General features: G+C 60.5%; 16 protein-coding genes, 1 rRNA gene and 1 other RNA gene. All 18 read right to left on the bottom strand.

Going from position 1 to position 16,892, the window contains the following annotated elements; genetic code table 11:
• Positions 1-182, bottom strand: a 16S ribosomal RNA gene (locus BM235_RS28585); the annotation flags it as partial.
• 313 nt (positions 183-495) lie between these two features.
• Positions 496-762 carry a pro-sigmaK processing inhibitor BofA family protein gene (locus tag BM235_RS28580; RefSeq protein ID WP_255374642.1) on the bottom strand — a complete coding sequence of 89 codons (267 nt, stop codon included), beginning with the start codon at positions 760-762 and terminating at the stop codon, positions 496-498.
• Positions 759-1,049, bottom strand: a complete 291-nt coding sequence (locus tag BM235_RS32255) for a DUF2508 domain-containing protein (RefSeq protein ID WP_177244299.1) — start codon at positions 1,047-1,049, stop codon at positions 759-761. The genes BM235_RS28580 and BM235_RS32255 overlap by 4 nt, the downstream gene beginning before the upstream one ends.
• Before the next feature lie 165 nt (positions 1,050-1,214).
• Positions 1,215-1,814: a recombination mediator RecR gene (gene recR, locus BM235_RS28570; RefSeq protein ID WP_090117672.1), complete on the bottom strand. Its 600-nt coding sequence runs from the start codon at positions 1,812-1,814 to the stop codon at positions 1,215-1,217.
• 16 nt (positions 1,815-1,830) lie between these two features.
• Entirely contained in the window at positions 1,831-2,142 is a 312-nt protein-coding gene (locus tag BM235_RS28565; protein WP_090117671.1) for a YbaB/EbfC family nucleoid-associated protein, read from the bottom strand.
• A gap of 13 nt (positions 2,143-2,155) precedes the next feature.
• Complete coding sequence (gene dnaX, locus BM235_RS28560) at positions 2,156-3,961, bottom strand: DNA polymerase III subunit gamma/tau (protein ID WP_090117670.1); 1,806 nt, start codon at positions 3,959-3,961, stop codon at positions 2,156-2,158.
• Between the two features lie 36 nt (positions 3,962-3,997).
• Positions 3,998-5,179, bottom strand: a complete 1,182-nt coding sequence (locus BM235_RS28555; protein ID WP_090117669.1) for a two-component system sensor histidine kinase NtrB — start codon at positions 5,177-5,179, stop codon at positions 3,998-4,000.
• Between the two features lie 160 nt (positions 5,180-5,339).
• An RNA gene (ffs, locus tag BM235_RS28550) (signal recognition particle sRNA large type) lies at positions 5,340-5,603 on the bottom strand.
• Positions 5,604-5,739: 136 nt separating this feature from the next.
• Positions 5,740-6,159, bottom strand: coding sequence for a hypothetical protein (locus tag BM235_RS28545; protein ID WP_090117668.1), 420 nt, complete (start codon positions 6,157-6,159; stop codon positions 5,740-5,742).
• A gap of 72 nt (positions 6,160-6,231) precedes the next feature.
• A complete protein-coding gene (rpmE, locus tag BM235_RS28540; RefSeq protein WP_090117667.1) occupies positions 6,232-6,429 on the bottom strand; it encodes a 50S ribosomal protein L31 in 198 nt (65 codons plus the stop codon).
• A 138-nt stretch (positions 6,430-6,567) separates the two neighbouring features.
• Positions 6,568-8,790, bottom strand: coding sequence for a DUF4434 domain-containing protein (locus BM235_RS28535; RefSeq protein WP_090117666.1), 2,223 nt, complete (start codon positions 8,788-8,790; stop codon positions 6,568-6,570).
• Positions 8,791-9,066: 276 nt separating this feature from the next.
• On the bottom strand, positions 9,067-10,005 hold the full coding sequence (locus tag BM235_RS28530) for an ROK family protein (protein WP_090117665.1): 939 nt from the start codon (positions 10,003-10,005) through the stop codon (positions 9,067-9,069).
• A gap of 59 nt (positions 10,006-10,064) precedes the next feature.
• Entirely contained in the window at positions 10,065-10,769 is a 705-nt protein-coding gene (locus tag BM235_RS28525) for an N-acetylmannosamine-6-phosphate 2-epimerase (RefSeq protein ID WP_090117664.1), read from the bottom strand.
• Positions 10,770-10,812: 43 nt separating this feature from the next.
• Positions 10,813-11,643 carry a carbohydrate ABC transporter permease gene (locus BM235_RS28520; protein WP_090117663.1) on the bottom strand — a complete coding sequence of 277 codons (831 nt, stop codon included), beginning with the start codon at positions 11,641-11,643 and terminating at the stop codon, positions 10,813-10,815.
• A gap of 1 nt (position 11,644) precedes the next feature.
• Positions 11,645-12,541, bottom strand: coding sequence for a carbohydrate ABC transporter permease (locus tag BM235_RS28515; protein ID WP_090117662.1), 897 nt, complete (start codon positions 12,539-12,541; stop codon positions 11,645-11,647).
• A 104-nt stretch (positions 12,542-12,645) separates the two neighbouring features.
• Positions 12,646-14,016: an ABC transporter substrate-binding protein gene (locus BM235_RS28510; RefSeq protein ID WP_090117661.1), complete on the bottom strand. Its 1,371-nt coding sequence runs from the start codon at positions 14,014-14,016 to the stop codon at positions 12,646-12,648.
• A 193-nt stretch (positions 14,017-14,209) separates the two neighbouring features.
• Positions 14,210-15,829, bottom strand: coding sequence for a DUF4127 family protein (locus tag BM235_RS28505; protein WP_090117660.1), 1,620 nt, complete (start codon positions 15,827-15,829; stop codon positions 14,210-14,212).
• 89 nt (positions 15,830-15,918) lie between these two features.
• Entirely contained in the window at positions 15,919-16,788 is an 870-nt protein-coding gene (locus BM235_RS28500; protein ID WP_090117659.1) for a MurR/RpiR family transcriptional regulator, read from the bottom strand.
• Positions 16,789-16,892: the final 104 nt, after the last annotated feature.

Genomic DNA, 16,892 nt, shown 5'->3' with positions numbered 1-16,892 from the left:
TATCCGGTCTTAGCATTCGTTTCCGAATGTTATCCCGGTCTTCAGGGCAGGTTGCCTACGTGTTACTCACCCGTCCGCCGCTAATCTCTTCAGGAGCAAGCTCCATCAGAGATCCGCTCGACTTGCATGTATTAGGCACGCCGCCAGCGTTCGTCCTGAGCCAGGATCAAACTCTCCATAAAGGGTAGTTCGACTTGCTCATTTTATTGCTGGTATAACTTTTGCTTCCGCCCCGAAAGGCTTCAGCGTCCGTTTGTTTTAACGCTCGATGTTCAGTTTTCAAGGAGCAATCTCGTCTTCGCTCTCGGCCTCTTGCTCGGCGGCCTCTCAGCGGCGACTTGAATAATATATCACACTCGCCTAATCCGATGCAACCCATATTTTCTGGAAGTTTGCTTTCTTTCCGACGACCGCTCGGCCGCCGCTCTTAGGCGCGAAAATTAATTTAACACATCTCGGCATGGCTCGTCAATGCGTTTCGCGCTTTTTCTTGCATTATAAAACAAGCATGTGCTGCAGGCCGAGTACGAGCGCGACGCCAGGCAGCCCGAGCAGCGTCACCGCGCCGATCGTCGCCGGATTCAAGGGCACGTGCCATCCGCTGATCCAGCCCGAGAAATTAAGCGCATAGATCGCGAAGGCCGCTAACGCCAGATGGGTACCGAACCGCAAAAGCCAGCCTCCCGGAGCGCTTCTTCGCAAGAGAAGCAGCAGCAGGGAGGCTGTAGAGACGACCAGCATGATGAGCCATACCGTCTTCACGCGCCCTCTCCTCCGACTACGGCAGACTCCATGCGAAACTCGGGCAGCTGTGCGGCTTGGTCCGCATGCCAGTGCATGCGCGCGCGCCGAAGCGTCATGTCGAGCTTCTGCTCGGCCGCTTCAAGCAGATAGATGGCATAGTCGACCTGATCTGCGCCCAGCGCATCGTCGAAGCGAACGCACGCCTGCCTCCACTCCGCCTCGGCCAGACGAACCTCGTCCACGAGTCGTTCCCGTTCGGACATGCGCTGCTGCGCCGCCAATCTGTCCCGTCTCCCCTTCAGCATTGCTCACCGCTCCCTCTCCTGTGTGGTCAAGCGTCCGTGAAGGACAACCCGATACCATTTATATGTCACAGAATCGGCATTCAGAATCAGGCAAGCATAGAAAAAAGCGCCTTTAGGCGCTCTTTCGCAAATATTTTATTAAAAATTCAAGCGGTAAGCGGCGCTTCAGAAAAGCTCGCGGCGCCCTTCGAGCGCTTTGGAGAGCGTCACTTCGTCCGCATACTCCAAGTCTCCGCCGACCGGAAGACCGTGCGCGATGCGCGTCACCTTGATGCCGAAAGGCTTCACCAGCCTGGACAGATACATCGCGGTCGCTTCTCCCTCGATGTTGGCGTTGGTCGCCAAAATCAGCTCCTGCACGCGTTCGTCGCTAAGGCGCTGCACAAGCTCCTTGATGCGAATATCGTCGGGACCTACCCCGTCCATCGGCGAGATCGCCCCGTGCAATACGTGATAATAGCCGCCGAACTCGCGCGTGCGCTCCATGGCGACAAGATCCTTGGGCTCCTGCACGACGCAAATCGCGGAAGGATCGCGGGTCTTGTCGGAGCAAATCCGGCAGGGGTCCGTGTCGGTAATGTTGCAGCAGATCGAGCAGTACGTCAGATTGCGCTTGACGCTGACCAGCGCCTTCGCAAAATCGATCGTGTCTTCTTCCTTCATCCGAAGCACGTGAAACGCAAGCCGGGCCGCCGTCTTGGGACCGATGCCCGGCAGGCGGGAGAAGGACTCGATCAGCTTGGCGATCGGTTCAGGATAGAACAAGAATCAGGCTCCTCGCTTAGAACAAGCCCGGAATCTTCATTCCGCCCGTATATTTGCCCATGTCTGCGTTCGCCAACTCGTCCGCCTTGGTCAGGGCGTCGTTGACGGCGGTCAACACCAGATCCTGCAGCATTTCGACGTCTTCCGGATCGACCGCTTCAGGCTTGATCGTCACGTTCAACAGCTTCTTGTGGCCGTTCATGGATACCGTCACGACGCCGCCGCCAGCCGTACCGTCGATCGTCTTTTCGCCAAGCGCTTCTTGGGCCTTCAGCATTTGCTCCTGCATCTTCTTTACTTGCTTCATCATTTGGTTCATGTTGTTCATCTTGTAGTCCTCCTCAGTCTTCTCTAATAACGACCAATTCTTCTCCGAAAAGCCGAAGCGCCTCGTCGATCAGCGGTTCGCCCTGCGGGCCGGCGCCGTCGTCCGGGACGAGCTGCAACTCCTCGGGCTCTTCCTTGCCCGCTGCCGCGGCACCGGCGGATGCGAGCGCCTCCTGCCATTCCTTCTGAAGGAGGGTTGCCAGCTGGGTCGGTCTCCCGATCACCGCACTGAGCACGCCTTCGATCACCTGCCGGTTGGCAGGCTTCTCCGTCGTCTCGCGGTGGATCGAGTTGCGGAAGGCGACGAGTATCGTATCGTCCGCATAGGACACCGGCTCCCCGTCGACCAGCCAAGCATGCACGGTCACGCGCTCTTCCTTGACCCGCTGCATGGCCTGCGGCCACTTGCCGAGCGCCTGCAGCGCGTCCGGCGAGCCCTTGGCCGCCAAGAACGGCTCGACCTTGACGCGGGCGCGCATCGGCGCCTTGGCCGAGCCGCCCGACGCCGCGGCGGATCCCGCGGAGCCGCGAGCCGAACCGGCGCCGCCGACGCGACCGCCGCCAGCGTCGGCGGAACCGCCCGCGCCGGCAGCTCCGGCCGCCACGCCCGTACGCGCCAACTCCGCGAGCTTGCGCTCGAGGCCGGCCACCTGCTGCTGAAGGCGCTGCAGGTCTGCGCCGCCGGCAGCGGCAGGGGCGGCTGCCGCCCCTGCTTGTCCGCCGGCGGCGGTCGCGCCGCCGTCCGAGCAAAGCTTGAGCAACGCGATCTCGAACATCGTCTGCGGATGCGCCGCGTACTTCATCTCCGTCTGATATCGGTTCAGATGATCGATGACGGCGAACAATCGCTCCCGGCTAAATCCCGCGGCCGCCTGCGCGAGCGACGCCGGATCGCCGGCGCGGCCCGTCGCCCCTTCGGCATCCGGAGCCAGCTGCGCCAGCAGCAGGTCGCGGAAATAATGCATGAGCTGCTCGAGACACTTGTCGGCGCTCTTGCCGGCCTGCATCATCTCGTCGATCTCGCGAAGCGCCGCGGCGGCATCCTGATCCCTGATCGCGGCCGCCATGCGCACGAACTGATCGGCGGGCAATCCGCCCGTCGCGTCGACCGCGCCCTGGAGCGTGACCTCGCCGCCCGTGAACGAAGCGATCTGATCGAGCAGGCTCACCGCGTCGCGCATCCCGCCGTCGGACAGCCTGGCGATGTAGCCCAGCGCCTCCGGCTCGGCCGCGATGCCTTCCTCGCCGGAAATCTCGCGCAGCCGCTCGACCTGCTCCGATAACGGCACGCGGCGGAACTCGAAGCGCTGGCACCGCGAGATGATCGTCGCCGGCAGCCGATGCGATTCGGTCGTCGCCAGAATGAACATCACGTGCGCCGGCGGCTCCTCGAGCGTCTTGAGCAGGGCGTTAAAAGCCTCTGTCGTCAGCATGTGCACTTCATCGATAATATACACTTTGCGCCGAACCTCGGTCGGCGCGTACTTCACTTTGTCGCGGATGTCGCGAATCTCCTCCACGCCCCGGTTGGAGGCAGCGTCGATCTCGACGACGTCCATCACCGCGCCGGACGTGATCCGCCGGCAAGCGTCGCATTCGTTGCAAGGCTCCGTCGCGGGGCCGCGCTCGCAGTTGACGGCCTTGGCCAATACCTTGGCCGCAGTCGTCTTGCCCGTGCCCCTTGGACCGCTGAAAAGATAAGCATGAGACAGCCGGTCTTCCCGGATGGCGTTCTGCAGCGTCTGGACGATATGTTGCTGCCCGACCATGTCCTTGAACGTCTGGGGACGCCAGGCACGGTACAATGCCATATGGGCCATTCCAAGTCGCTCCTGCCTGTGGTGTATTGCTATTTATTATACATCATCGCGGGGAAACGCTCCACCGCCGGATGCTTGACCGCCCGGGCCGGAAGGGACGCAGGGGATCAAGACGGTGAATACCGTGCCGGCCTCCGAGGAGGCGACCGAGATCCTCCCGCCCAGATCGTGAACGATCCGCTGGCAAATGGACAAGCCGAGTCCCGTTCCGTTTTCTTTTGTCGTATAAAAGGGATCGAATATGCGGTCGAGCGCAGCTTTGGGAATGCCGGGACCCGAGTCGCACACTTCGACGGCGACGAAGCCGGAGAGCGCGGGCCCGCCATGCCGTTCGCGAATGAGCAGACGGCCGCCCTTGCCCATCGCCTCGATCGCGTTTTTGCCCAAATTCAGAATGACCTGCTTGAGCATCTCCTTGTCCGCGAGCACGGGCGGCAGATCGGGCTTGGTCTCGTACAGGAGGACGATGTCGTGAAGCGTAGCCTCATTGCGCAGCATCGGCATCATCTCCCGCATCACGTAGCCGAGACGCATCGAGGAGAGCTTCGTCTCCTTCGACTTGCTGAGCAGCAGAAATTCGCCTACCAGCTCCTGCACGCGGTCCAGCTCGGACAGCACGATATGCGCATATTCCTGCTCCTTGGTCATCTGGCGCTCGTCGAACGACTTTTTCATCAATTGGACGAAGCCCTTGATCGCCGTAAGCGGATTGCGAATCTCATGCGCGGTTCCCGCCGCGACCTGTCCGATCATCTTGAGCCGGTCCGAACGGCGCACCTGCTCTTCCAGCATCATCCAAGGCGTGACGTCGTGGAAAAGCAGATAGGCCCCGATTACTTCCCCGCCTGAGACGAGCGCGTCCCCGTCGACGACGACTTCCCGGGACACCCCGTCTTTGGACCATGCCAGCTTGCGGTTGCGAAACGCTTCTCCTTGAAGAAGAGAGCGCCCGAAGGGCAGCGGCAAGCCCAGCGTCTCGGCCCAAACGTCCGCCGGCTGACCGGCCCATGCGGACCGGTCGCCGCCGAATATGCCGCCCGCCATCGGATTCGCCTCCACGATCCGAAAATCGGCATCGAGAAGCAGGACGCCCGTCCATTCGTCGGCCAGCATCCGATCCGCGAACAATCGCACGAAGTGATCCCGACGCGCGCGGGAATCTCCCCGCCACTGCACGACCGCCCTCACTGCTCCTTGCTGCTGCCTCTTGTCCCCCATGCTTCCCCTCCGCTCTGCCACCTTTAACCGCTCGCGCCGCCCGCCCTCTCGCGTTGGAATACGCTTACGCAGAAAATAAAAAAACACACCTCGGCGCAGCTCTGTCTACGCTGAGGTGTGTTGATATTGAGATATGAAACAATCGTCATCGAATGAAGGACCGTGCACCTGCCCTCGATCGATGCCATCCAGCCGTACCTCGTTCGTACGCTCCCGAAGGGCTACCCTTCAGCACAAGAACGTGACCACTTACGGCTGCTTCCTTCCGGACCTGACCGGGTTCATGGGCGTCCCTCGCGAAGGACCCTGCGATCAACGCGCCGGGACGAAGCCGGAACTGCGTGGCATGACCTCAAACAGGAATTCGATCTCGCTATAGCGGATTGCGAGTGACAGGGCACCGCTACCTCCCCATCTAGCACGGCATGACCTAGTATAACGAATATCGTCGTCAGGCGCAACTAAGTCCGGCATATCTCCGCGCGGGAATCGTTCCCTGTCGGCGGCGCCCGACGAATCAGAGCGACCGCTCGTTCGGCGGGCGCCGACGTAAGCCGATGTTAACGGCCGCCGACCGTACTCACGTGAATGTTGTATCTCGGGAAATTGAAACGGAGCACGGTCGTCGCCTGGCTCTCCACCGTCTGCCGCTGCTTGGCGTCAAGCCCCTGCTTCAGCTTTACGGTCACGTAGGCGTCGGCGCCGTTGAAGGTGACCTGCGAACCGGCCACGCCGTTCAGGTTTTTGATCGTCGTCGACATCATCTTGTAGTCGTTGTCGTAATTGAGCGCCATATGGCGCCCGGGAATGCGCGGGTAGCTGCTTGTACGGCCGAGCAGGCCATCGTCCGCATAGCTTTGCTGCTTGATGGAGCTGCTGTTCGAGCCGCCCGAAACGCCGCAGCCGGCGATCGGCAGCGAGGCCGCGAGAAGCGCGGCAGCCAGCAGCATATTAAGGCGGAATCCCGTTGGCTTAAGCATGAAAAAACCTCCCTTCGTATCCGTTAGGATGCGGAGGGAGGCTGCGCTCTATTCGTGATGATACGGCTTCGATTAGATGCCGTACTTCTTCTTGAACTTGTCGATCCGGCCGCCGGCGTCCAGGAACTTTTGCTTGCCGGTGAAGAACGGATGGCACGCGGAGCAGATTTCGACCTTGATGTTCGGGCGAACCGAACCGGTCTCAAACGTGTTGCCGCAAGCGCACGTAGCCGTCGTGACGGAGTACTTCGGGTGGATGGCTTCTTTCATCTTAGAATTCACCTCTTCTGCCCTGGAACGCATGCGGCTCCAGAGTTAATGGACATACCCGAACATTATAGCACGGCCGGACTCGCGTCGCAATACGCAGCACGCAGCACGCGACAAGGCAACTCCCCGATCCGAACCTTAGTTACGGGCCTGCACTTCGTCGATGAACGTCCATGCGCTGCTCGCGGGCGTCACCTCGACCTTCACGTAGCGGCCCGTAACCCCCGTAAGATCGGTGAGCCGATACTTCTTCGTCTGATCGGCGCTGCCGACCGCCGGCTTCGATACCGTGCCGATGGGCGTATAGGAAGCGCCTGTCGAGGATACCGAGAACGTGACGGAGGCCGGCAGCAGCACGTATACGGATTTGACTTGAAGAAAGTCCGCATACACTTCCTTGATCGTCTTGCTGGATCCCAGGTCGATCGTGAACGAATATGCCGACCCTGTATTGCGCCCTTGCCAAGCGGCGTCCGTATACGTCGCCGTTCCGAAGGCGCCGTTCGTCAGCTCGGCTGCGCCCGTATCCGGATAGCTCGCGTCCGCGGCCGTCGAGGCCGTATAGGATTTGCCTGCGGCGAGGTTCGTCGAATAGACGGTGCCCGCCGCCGTGGTCGCGGAGACGGTCGACGAGGAGGCGGATTCGTTGCCGGCGGCGTCGAACGAACGGATGGCGTAGCTGTAGGCAGTGGAAGGGGCAAGTTGACCGTCCGTAAAACCGGTCGCATTCGTATAGGCGGTGTATACCAATTCGCTGTTCCGATAAATCTTGTACCCGACGACGCCCGTATTGTCAGTCGATGCGGTCCAGTTGAGTTGCACGGTCATCGAATTCGGCGACGTCGCGGTTAGGCCAGTCGGCGACGTAGGCGAAGAAGCGTCTACCGCTCCCGTCTGGAAGTAGCTTTTGTATGTCGTGAAATAAAGCGGATTGACCTGCTGCGGACTGATGTAATGGTTGAAGCTGAAGCTGGTGTACTTCGATACGTACGGTTGTACGGCCGCGAGATCGTCCTTCAGAAGCTTGATATCCATGGGCTTGAAGTCCAGGTTGAACGTCTCCGCGTCGTCCCAAAGCGCAGTCGCAGGCCGCGCGTTAGTTATGGCCGCTTTAGTGGCGCCGAACCAGGCGGCAAGCTGCGCGGTCGTGGCATGGCCCGCGCCGATGCCGTCCTGGAGCGCGATGACGTCGATGGCGGCATTGGACAGAATATATTCCCACATCGTCTGCCAGCCGGATGTCGTCAAGCCGCCCGCCGTATTATAGAAAGGCGATACGATGACAGGCAGGTTCGGGGTCAGCGTCTTCAGCGCGTCGATGACCGTATCGTAAAAGGTCGCCATTTTCGCCCATTCGTTCGACGTCGGCAGGTTCCAATTGTCCACCTCGAAGCTGAGATACCACCCCTTGAAGGATGGATTAGACCCATACTTCGTCCACAGATCCTGCGCAAGCGACTGCGCGACGGCGGCTTCGTTATTTAACCATGTTGCGTTATTCGTGTAGTTAACGAACCAGTCCTCGTTCAACTGCAGCCCCATATAAATGTCCACGCCGAACTGATTGCCCATCGCGAGCGTCTTGGCGACGACATCGGCCGACGTGTTCTGCGCATACCCGCTCAGCCCCGTCGGATAGACCGCCGTATGCGACTTGCTGTTGGCCGACCACTGAAGGAACAGGTGATCGATGCCGACCTCCTCCATCCGCTGGAACTCGGTCGTCCACTGCGCGCTCGTCCACGCATCGCCCAGATCCGGCTGCAGGAAGGAGCCCGAGAGCAGCGGCACCGCGGCGCCTGCCGGTTTGTTCACTTCCCATTCATCGATAAACGACCACTTGCCGGCCGCACCCGTGACCGTCGCCCTTACGTATCTCGCCGATATTGGCGAAGCGGCGCCGCAAGCATAGGGTACCGAAACGATATCGACGCCCGCTCCCTGCTGATTTACGGTACAAGCCGTCGAATAGGTCGAATTGTCGCTCGAATACTGGTAGGCGACTTGTACCGGCGTCTCTACGGAGCCGCCCGTATACTTGAAGAAGTCCGTCTTGAAGCTTTGAAACGTCCGGGCGGTGCCCAGGTCCGCCGTAAAGCTGTACGTCGTAGCGCCGGAGGCGCCGAGCCGACCCTGCCATCCGGCGCTGGCGAGCAGAGGCGTCGCATAGATGCCGTCCGTCAACTCCCCGCCGCTATCGGGATACGATGAACTTGCCGCGCTTGAAGCGGTATAAGACTTGCCCGCGAGCAGATTTGGGCTTGCCGCGTTCGCCGCGGAGGGGGCGCCGAGGGCGCCCAGGCCGGCTGCCGCGAGCAAGCCGGCGCAAAGCGTGACATGCGCGAGACGTTTAATCATCATCTTAAAGCCTCCTTTGGTAGATGCCCTGCAAACTTCAGACTTCCGACTCCCGTCTTCCACTTCCGTCTTCCGACTGCCTGCGCCGGCACGGCATCGCGTCCCTCAGAGCCGGCGCATCCCGCCTCACCCCCTTTTCGGACATCACGAAATAACCCCGCAAAAGCATGCTTGGCTTTGAAGCCGTACAGCAACTTTTGCGGGGAATCATGGATGTTATGATAAGCGTTAAAAACTAATTTGCCTTGCTAGCCGCACGACTGTCGGCCTGCCGCATCGCTAGCCTCGACTGTCGGTCAGCATCCGTCGGGCCGCGCCGATGAAGCCGGCTCGATCGCCGAGTCCCGCGGCGACGATGTCGACCCCGCCCGGCCCGCGAAAGACGGGCATGATCTTGGCCTCGGTACGCGCGCGGATCCGGTTCAGCAGAGCCTCGCCCTGCGCAGAGACGGCGCCGCCGATAACGATGGCCGGCGGATTGAAAATATGGATCAAGCCCGCAAGACCGACGGACAGCCGCTCCGCGTACGCGTCCAGGACGGCCGAGGCCGCGGGATCGCCGCGCCCGGCGGCCTCGAACAGCGCGATCGGCTGCGTCTGCTCCGCAGGGAGACCCCGCTCGCGCGCAAGCCGGATCAGCGCGGGCACCGATGCATACTGCTCCCAGCACCCCCGCCCGCCGCAGGTGCAAGGGAGCCCGTCCATTTGCACGATCATATGTCCAAGCTCGCCTGCATAGCCGTCCCGGCCAAGATCGGCCATGCCGTCCTTGATCCGGCAGCCGCCGATGCCCGTGCCGAGCGCGACGCACAGGAAGTCGCCGTACTTCGCGCCGACGCCGAGCCAGCTCTCGCCGAGCGCGATCATGTTCACGTCGTTGTCGACCGCGACCGGCAGTCCGCCGCTCGCCTCGCCCAGCCGCTCGACCAGGGGAATGCCTGCCCAGCCCGGCAGATTGCCCGTCGCGCCGGCGATGCGGCCGGTACGCTTGTTCACCTGGCCGGCCGTGCCGACGCCGATGCCGCCAAGCGACGCGCCCGCTTGGGCGCAGATCTCGGCCGCTTCCTCCACGAGCGGGAGCAGCTTGGCGAGGACCGCTTCCCCGCCCGCGTCGGCTTCCGTCGGCACGGCGCGGCCGGCCAACACCTGTCCTTCAGCCGTCACGACGCCGGACTTGATATGCGTCCCGCCGATATCGATGCCAAGCGCCGCTTGCATGCGCGATCTCCTCCTTCAATATGCGATGGTCCAGGGAAGCGCAGCCGGCCGGCAGCCGCTCAACCCGATATCGCGGAGCGGACGATCCGATCCACGAACCGCTTGGTGATGAGCTCCGGCCGCGTGATGGCGCTGCCGACGACGACGGCGTACGCGCCGCTTCGCAGGCAAGCCGCCGCCTGCTCCGGCGTCGAGATGCGGCCCTCGGCGAATACGGGGAGCCGCAATGCCTTGGCGAGCTCGCCGACGAGAGCGAGATCCGGCCCGTCGTGAACCGGACTGTAAGGCGTGTAGCCCGACAGCGTCGTCGAGACGATGTCGAAGCCGAGGCGCTCGGCTTCAAGTCCCTCCTTTAACGTGGACACGTCGGCCATGAGCAGCACCTCCGGATAGCGCGTGCGCGTCTCGGCGATCAAGGCCGGCAGCAGCGCGCCTCCGGGCCTCGGCCGATCCGTCGCGTCAATCGCGACGATGTCCGAGCCCGCGTCGCAGACCGACGCGATCTCGCGCATCGTCGGCGTTATATAAATTGAAGAGTCGGCGTAGCGCTCCTTCCAGATGCCGATGACCGGCAGCGCCGTCCGCGCCTTGATCTCGGCGATGTCCTGCGGCGAGTTGGCGCGAATGCCGACGGCGCCGCCCTCCTTGGCCGCGAGGGCCATGCGCGACATGACGTCGGCGCCGAACAGCACCTCTCCGGCATACGCCTGGCAGGATACGATGAGTCCTCCCCGCAGGGAAGCAAGAATAGCGTTGTCGTTCATGGCTGACACCTCGCGATTGCTTGATCCGGACGTTCCGATCCGGTCAGCCTTTGATCCCCGTCAGGGAGATACCTTCTACGAATTGCTTTTGGGCGAAGAAAAAGACGACGACGATCGGCAGCGTGAACAGCGCGGACGCAGCCATCAGCAGTCCCCATTCCGTATAGTGCTCGGCGAGGAAGGCCTGCAGGCCCAGCGTCAGCGTGTACTGCTTGGCCTTGTTGATATAAAGCAGCGGCCCCATGAAATCCGACCAGGTGTACAGGAAAGTGAAGATCGCGACCGACGCCAGCGCAGGTCTCGTCAGCGGCAGGACGACCGACCAGTAGATCCGGTAGTCGTTCGCGCCGTCGATCTTGGCGGCATGGATGAGCGACGTCGGCAGCCCCATGAAAAACTGGCGGAGCAGGAAAATGTACAGCGGCGCCGCCGTAAACGTCGGGATCACGAGCGGCCAGATGCTGCCCGTCAGATGCAGCTTCTGAAAAATCAGGTAGACCGGAATCATCGTCACTTGGTAAGGGAGCAGCATCGTGCCGATGACGATCGGAAAGATCCATTTCGCGCCGAACCATTCGATCTTCGTGATCGCGTACGCGACGAGCGGCGCGGAGATCAGCTGCCCGATCACGCTCAGCCCGGTGATGAGCAGCGTATTCCAGAAGTAGCGGGTAAACGGAATGACGTCGAATACGTCCGCGTAATTCCGCCAGCGAAAGATCTCGGGCCAGATGGTGACCGGCAGCGAGGTAATCTCTTCGAGCGACTTGATCGAGGTCAGCAGCATCCATAGAAAAGGCGCGACGAAGGATAATCCGAGCACGATCAGGATGGCATGGGTCGCCGTTTTTTGCCGAAGCAAGCGCGTCTTCATGTCAGTCTCCTCCCCCGTAAGTCACCCAACGCTTAGACGACTTGAAGATAATCCAGGTGAGAATGCCCGCCATGACGAACAAAATCCAGGCCATCGCCGACGCCTTGCCCATCTTGAAGTAGATAAACGCGTTCTGGTACAGGTAGACGGCGTACATGAGCAGCGAGTTTTCCGGCCCGCCGCTGACCTGGTTCAAATTGCTGCTGGAGATGACGAAGTAGGCCTGGGTAAAATACTGCAAATTGTTGATCACCTGCATGATGAGCTGGAACAAAATAATGGGCGAGATCCAGTGAATGGTGATATGCCTAAACTTGCGGAACCCGCCGGCGCCGTCGATGGAGGCCGATTCGTAGAGCGACTGCGGCACCTCCTGCAGCGAAGCCAAGAAGATGATGATGATATTGCCGACGCCCCACAGCCCCATGAGAATCAAGGACATCTTGCTGTATGCGGGATCGGAGAACCAGCCCGGCTGAGGCAGGCCCACCCAGCCCAGCAGCTTGTTCAGCAGGCCGTACTGCCCGTTCATGATCCACATCCATAGGAGCGACGTGGCTGCGAGCGGAATGATCGTCGGAATATAATAAACGGTTCGATAGACGGAGAGACCGCGAATCCGCGTATTGAGCAGCATGGCGGTTAGCAGCGCGAAGATCAGGTTGACCGGCGTGCTGATGACCGTCAGGTACAGCGTGTTGCGAATGCTTTTCCAGAACAGGTCGTCTCCCATCAGGTCCCTGTAATTGTCCAAGCCGACGAAACGCGGAGATTGGAACACGTTGAAGTCCGTGAAGCCGTAATACAAGGAGGCGCACAGCGGATACAGCGTGAAGGCCAGAAAGCCGATGATCCAGGGGCTGGCGAAGACGAAGCCCGTCAAGTTGTTCTTGTTCATGGCAGAACCCCCATTGCTTGGCGCCGGACGAACCGCTGCGCTTCTACCTGCGGAGCGCAGCGGCTCTGACCGGGCCGGCTATCGTTGGATGATGCGAGAGCCTCTTATTTGAGCAGTCCTGCGGATTTGTCCTTCATGTGCTTGACGGCCTCTTCGGCGGTTTGCTTGCCGCCGACGGCGAGCTCGAACTCGTCGTTGATCAGCTTGCCGTATTCGGTCTGTCCGGAAAATACCGGGAACGCTTTGAGGTTCGGACTCTTGGCCGCGTCGGCGAACGCCTTGAAGTCGGGAATGCTCTGCAGGGCCGGATCGTCGTACACCGAAGTCCGCGCCGGCAGGTTGGCGAACATGCTGTTGAACTTGGTCATGCCTTCCTTCGACATCAGCCAACTCATGAACGCCCATGCGCCGTCTTTGTTTTTCGCGTTGCTCGGGATGAAGAACGTCGACGAGCTGACTTCTCCGCCGCCCGCGAGCTCGGGGTGGCCGGCCGGTCCCGGCAGCGGCGCGACGCCGTAGTCGAGGTCCTTTTTCAGCACGTTTTTAACCGTGTTGCCGAACCAAGGACCGTCGATGCGCATCGCCTGCTTGCCGAGGAACATCGGATCGGTCGCGTCCATGTACTTGGCGGCGGCATTGAACTTGACGATATTGCCTACGCCGAATTGATTGCGATAATCCTGCATCAGCTTGATCGCTTCGATCGTCCCCGGGTTGTCGGGCGTGAGCGTCTTGCCGTCATCGGAGATGAAGCTGCCGCCGAACGCCATCGACATGCCCGTCGTGTAGTAGATGAGCGGGAAGTCCGGGAAGCCCAGCGTGTCGATCGTCTTGTCCGCGTTGACCTTCGTCAGCTTGACGGCGTCCGCGAGCAGCTCGTCGGCCGTCTTCGGCGGCTCGGCGATTCCGGCGTCGGCGAACAACTTTTTATTGTAAAAAAGGAGGTTGAAGTTCACGTTGATCGGCAGCGCGTACTGCTTGCCGTCGTACTTGCCGCCATCGAGCGCCGCGGGCACGAAATCGGAGAGGTCGTAATTATCCTTCTTGATGTACGCGTCGAGCGGCTCCAGCATGCCCTTCTCGGCATAGGACGCCGTGTTGTTGCTGAAGTTGTCCGTGATGTCGGGGCCGTCGCCGCTCGAGATGCCCACGACGACTTTTTGGACGTCCGGCACGGACAAGCCTTTGACCTCGTAAAGGTCCTGGCTGGCATTGAACTCGGCGATCAGCTTCTCGACGTTCTCGCCTTCGGCGCCGCCCCACAGATACCAGAAACTGACCGGCGTCTTATCCTTGGCAGGCTGGGTCGAAGCCGAAGCCGAGGCGGAAGCAGATGCGGAGGCGGAAGATCCTGCCGACGCGCCGGCCGATGCCGATGGGCTCGCATTCCCGTCGTTATTGTTGCTGCTGCATGCCGATACTGTCGCGGCCAGCGTTGCCGCGGCCAATACCGTTGCTATCTTTCTTTTTTCCATGTCGCATGCCACCCCTCATTAAGGTAGAGATTCGATGAGCTCGCTTTTATTATAGGGGCGACTGGATGACCATGTAAAGAAATATTTCTTTTTATTTAATATTTTTGGAGGTATACTCCTTTTATTTGACGGGATGCCCGTTTCTCTTTGTGAAACGATGCCAGAGAGCGCAAGACGGCGCGGCGTGCCGCCTTTAGACCGCGCCCTTTTCGGAGGTTCGCTCCACTCGGAAACCGACTTCGAACATGCGGTTCCACGGCAGCGTCAATTCGCCGACAGAGAGCGAGCCGAAGAACGGCAAATACGCTTTGGAGAATTGCTCCAATCTACGGACGATGGACGCTTCAATCTCGGGTTGGACGTGAGAAATGCGAAAATATTCGGCATCCAGTCCCGGAAGCTCCTCTCGACAGACGTCCTCTCGCACCACCGATTGATAGCCCCAATCCTCGAGCAGACGATAAGCGTAGTACAGACGGCTGCGGTCCCGCCTCGCTTCGTCGCTTTCCTCGGGCCGGTCTCTGTAATACGACGCGATGATCGCGTGCGAGATGACCGTGCCCAGCGCATTGCCCGACGTATTCCAAGCCGCATAGGCGGCGATGCCCTTGAGCAGCCCCTCTTGGCTTAAGAGGCGCATAAGCGCATGGTCTCCTCCGTTGGAAAGCGCGACATCCGCGAGCGCGACAAGCCGCCCCCGGCTTAGATGGTGCCGGATCGCTTCGGCGAATTCGCGGATGTGGACTTCCGACGCGTAGGTACGGTGGCGGCGCTCCGGCGGATCCATCGTCTCCGCGGCTTCCGGGCCGGATACGGCAGGCGAATGCACCATCAAGTAAACGTCGGCCGGCTCCGCCGAATCCGCGATGATCGCGCGGGCTGCGGTGAGATGCGACTTGATGCTCTCGGCGAGACTGCGGTCTTCGTACTTGGGGATGCACAGCGGCCCTCGCGTGGAGGAGTACCGGATGCGGAACAAAGGCGTATACGACTTGGTCTCGCAAAACAGCCGCGCAAACAACGTGCAGCCGATCTCGTCGGCGCCCGGATATACGTGAACCTTGGCGGCCAATGACAGCCGGTCTACAAGCGCGGCAATCCGGCGCTGATCGACGGAGGTGTAGCCGTACTCGGCATTGTCGTCGAGCGGGATGATCAGAAAATCGATGATACCCTCCGCGGCGAGCTCAATGGTACGGACGTTAACAGCGTGATTGATGCCGCGGCGGTTAAGGAAGTCGTCCTGGACTTCAGCCGGCACGGCGGCACGCAGATTCGCCAGCTCCTTGTAAAGCTCGTTTTCTGCAGATGAAACAGGGGTTGAGTCGGGGCGGGTCGAATGGAAGCCGGCCGCAGGTGTCGCATCGCGGTCCAGCATGTCCGTCAACTTGCCGATGCGGCAAAGCTCGCTGCCGTAATCGGCGTAATAATCGGGCTCTTCTTCGCTGCTGGAATAAGCCGGCGCGCGCGTGATCAAGTTGAAGGCGTAAAGACGGAGACCGGGCTTCGCCCGTTTGAGTTCGCGCAGCGTATCGAGCCGCGCAAGGCATGTATCGAGGGAGAGATGGTGGAGTCTAGAGGGGACGATGCCGCCGTATACGAGCATATCGACGGAAATAATGGCTTGATCCGCGTGCGTCGCCTGGTCGGCGATCCACCGGGCGATCGCGGGGACGTCCCCCGGCGTTTTTTTGCGTCCGAGCAGCGCGGGAGGCGGAGCCGTAACCGACAGATCGGTCATCTCCGCCAGCGCCAGCGGGTAGCCGTAGTTGCACGGTCTCTCGTCAAGCGGCAAATAGAGGACGTTCGTCAAAGGAATCCTCCTATAGTTCAGGAATTACACTCCAAATTTATTATTTATTAAGGAGTGTATTTCCATTATAGTGACCCTATGACGCCGAATCAATAAATTTTATCCAGCACGGACTTCGACGTCCGTCCCAACGCTTCGTACGCTTTGTCCTTGAAACGGATGGCCGTGGCCGTCGACAAGATGTCGAGCACATGAATTTGCGACAGCTTGGAGGAGAACGCGCCGCCTTGAAGCGGCGTCTCGCGCGACTTGGACAGCAGCACGACGTCAGCGAACTGGGTCAAAGGCGACCGCAGGTGGCTCGTCAGGCAGATGAGGAACACCGACTTTTGCTTGGCCAATCGAACCGCATCGACGATATCCTTCGTGCTGCCCGTCGTCGAAACGGCAAAGACGACGTCTCCGTCCTGCATGAGCGCGGCCGTCATCGCCATCATATGCGGATCGATCACGGCCTCGGTATCGTAGCCAAGCCGCATGAAGCGGTATTTGGCGTCGAGCGCGGTATTGCCGGACGAACCTACGCCGAAAAAGTAAATTTTCCGCGCGGCCCCGATCGCGTCGATCGCGCGCTCCATCTGCGTCGTATCGAGCATATTGAGCGTATTCTCGATCGCTTTGGTATTCTCCGCCGTGATCTTGGCCGCCATCGCGCGGATGTCGTCGGTCTCTTCGATCTCGCTATGGACGTTGCGCACCGGCACGACCAGATCCTGGGCCAAGGAGAGCTTGAACTCCTGGTAGCCCTTGAACCCGATCTTGCGGCATAGCCGCAGGACGGAGGTCTCGCCGGTTCCCGCCTTCTCCGCCAAATCCGTCAGCGTAATATAGACGACCGCTTCGGGATCTAGCTGGATGACGTCGGCGATTTTCTTTTCCGTCCGCGTGAGCGAATTATAGATACTGGACAAAACGAGCAGCGTATTCGCGCCGCCCGACGTTCCCTTCGGTTTGGACATGGGGAAGCTCCCTTCGTTCGAGAGAAAAATTCCTTCTTATACTCGAATAATAGATGAAAACTCCATTTAGAACAAGTGAGTTTCTGCCTTCGACCAGAAAAACG

It is taken from the genome of Cohnella sp. OV330 (assembly GCF_900112065.1).
Classification (GTDB): Bacteria; Bacillota; Bacilli; order Paenibacillales; family Paenibacillaceae; genus Cohnella.
Note: the sequence above shows the minus strand (reverse complement) of the source record. Positions and strands in the feature narration are given on the sequence as shown.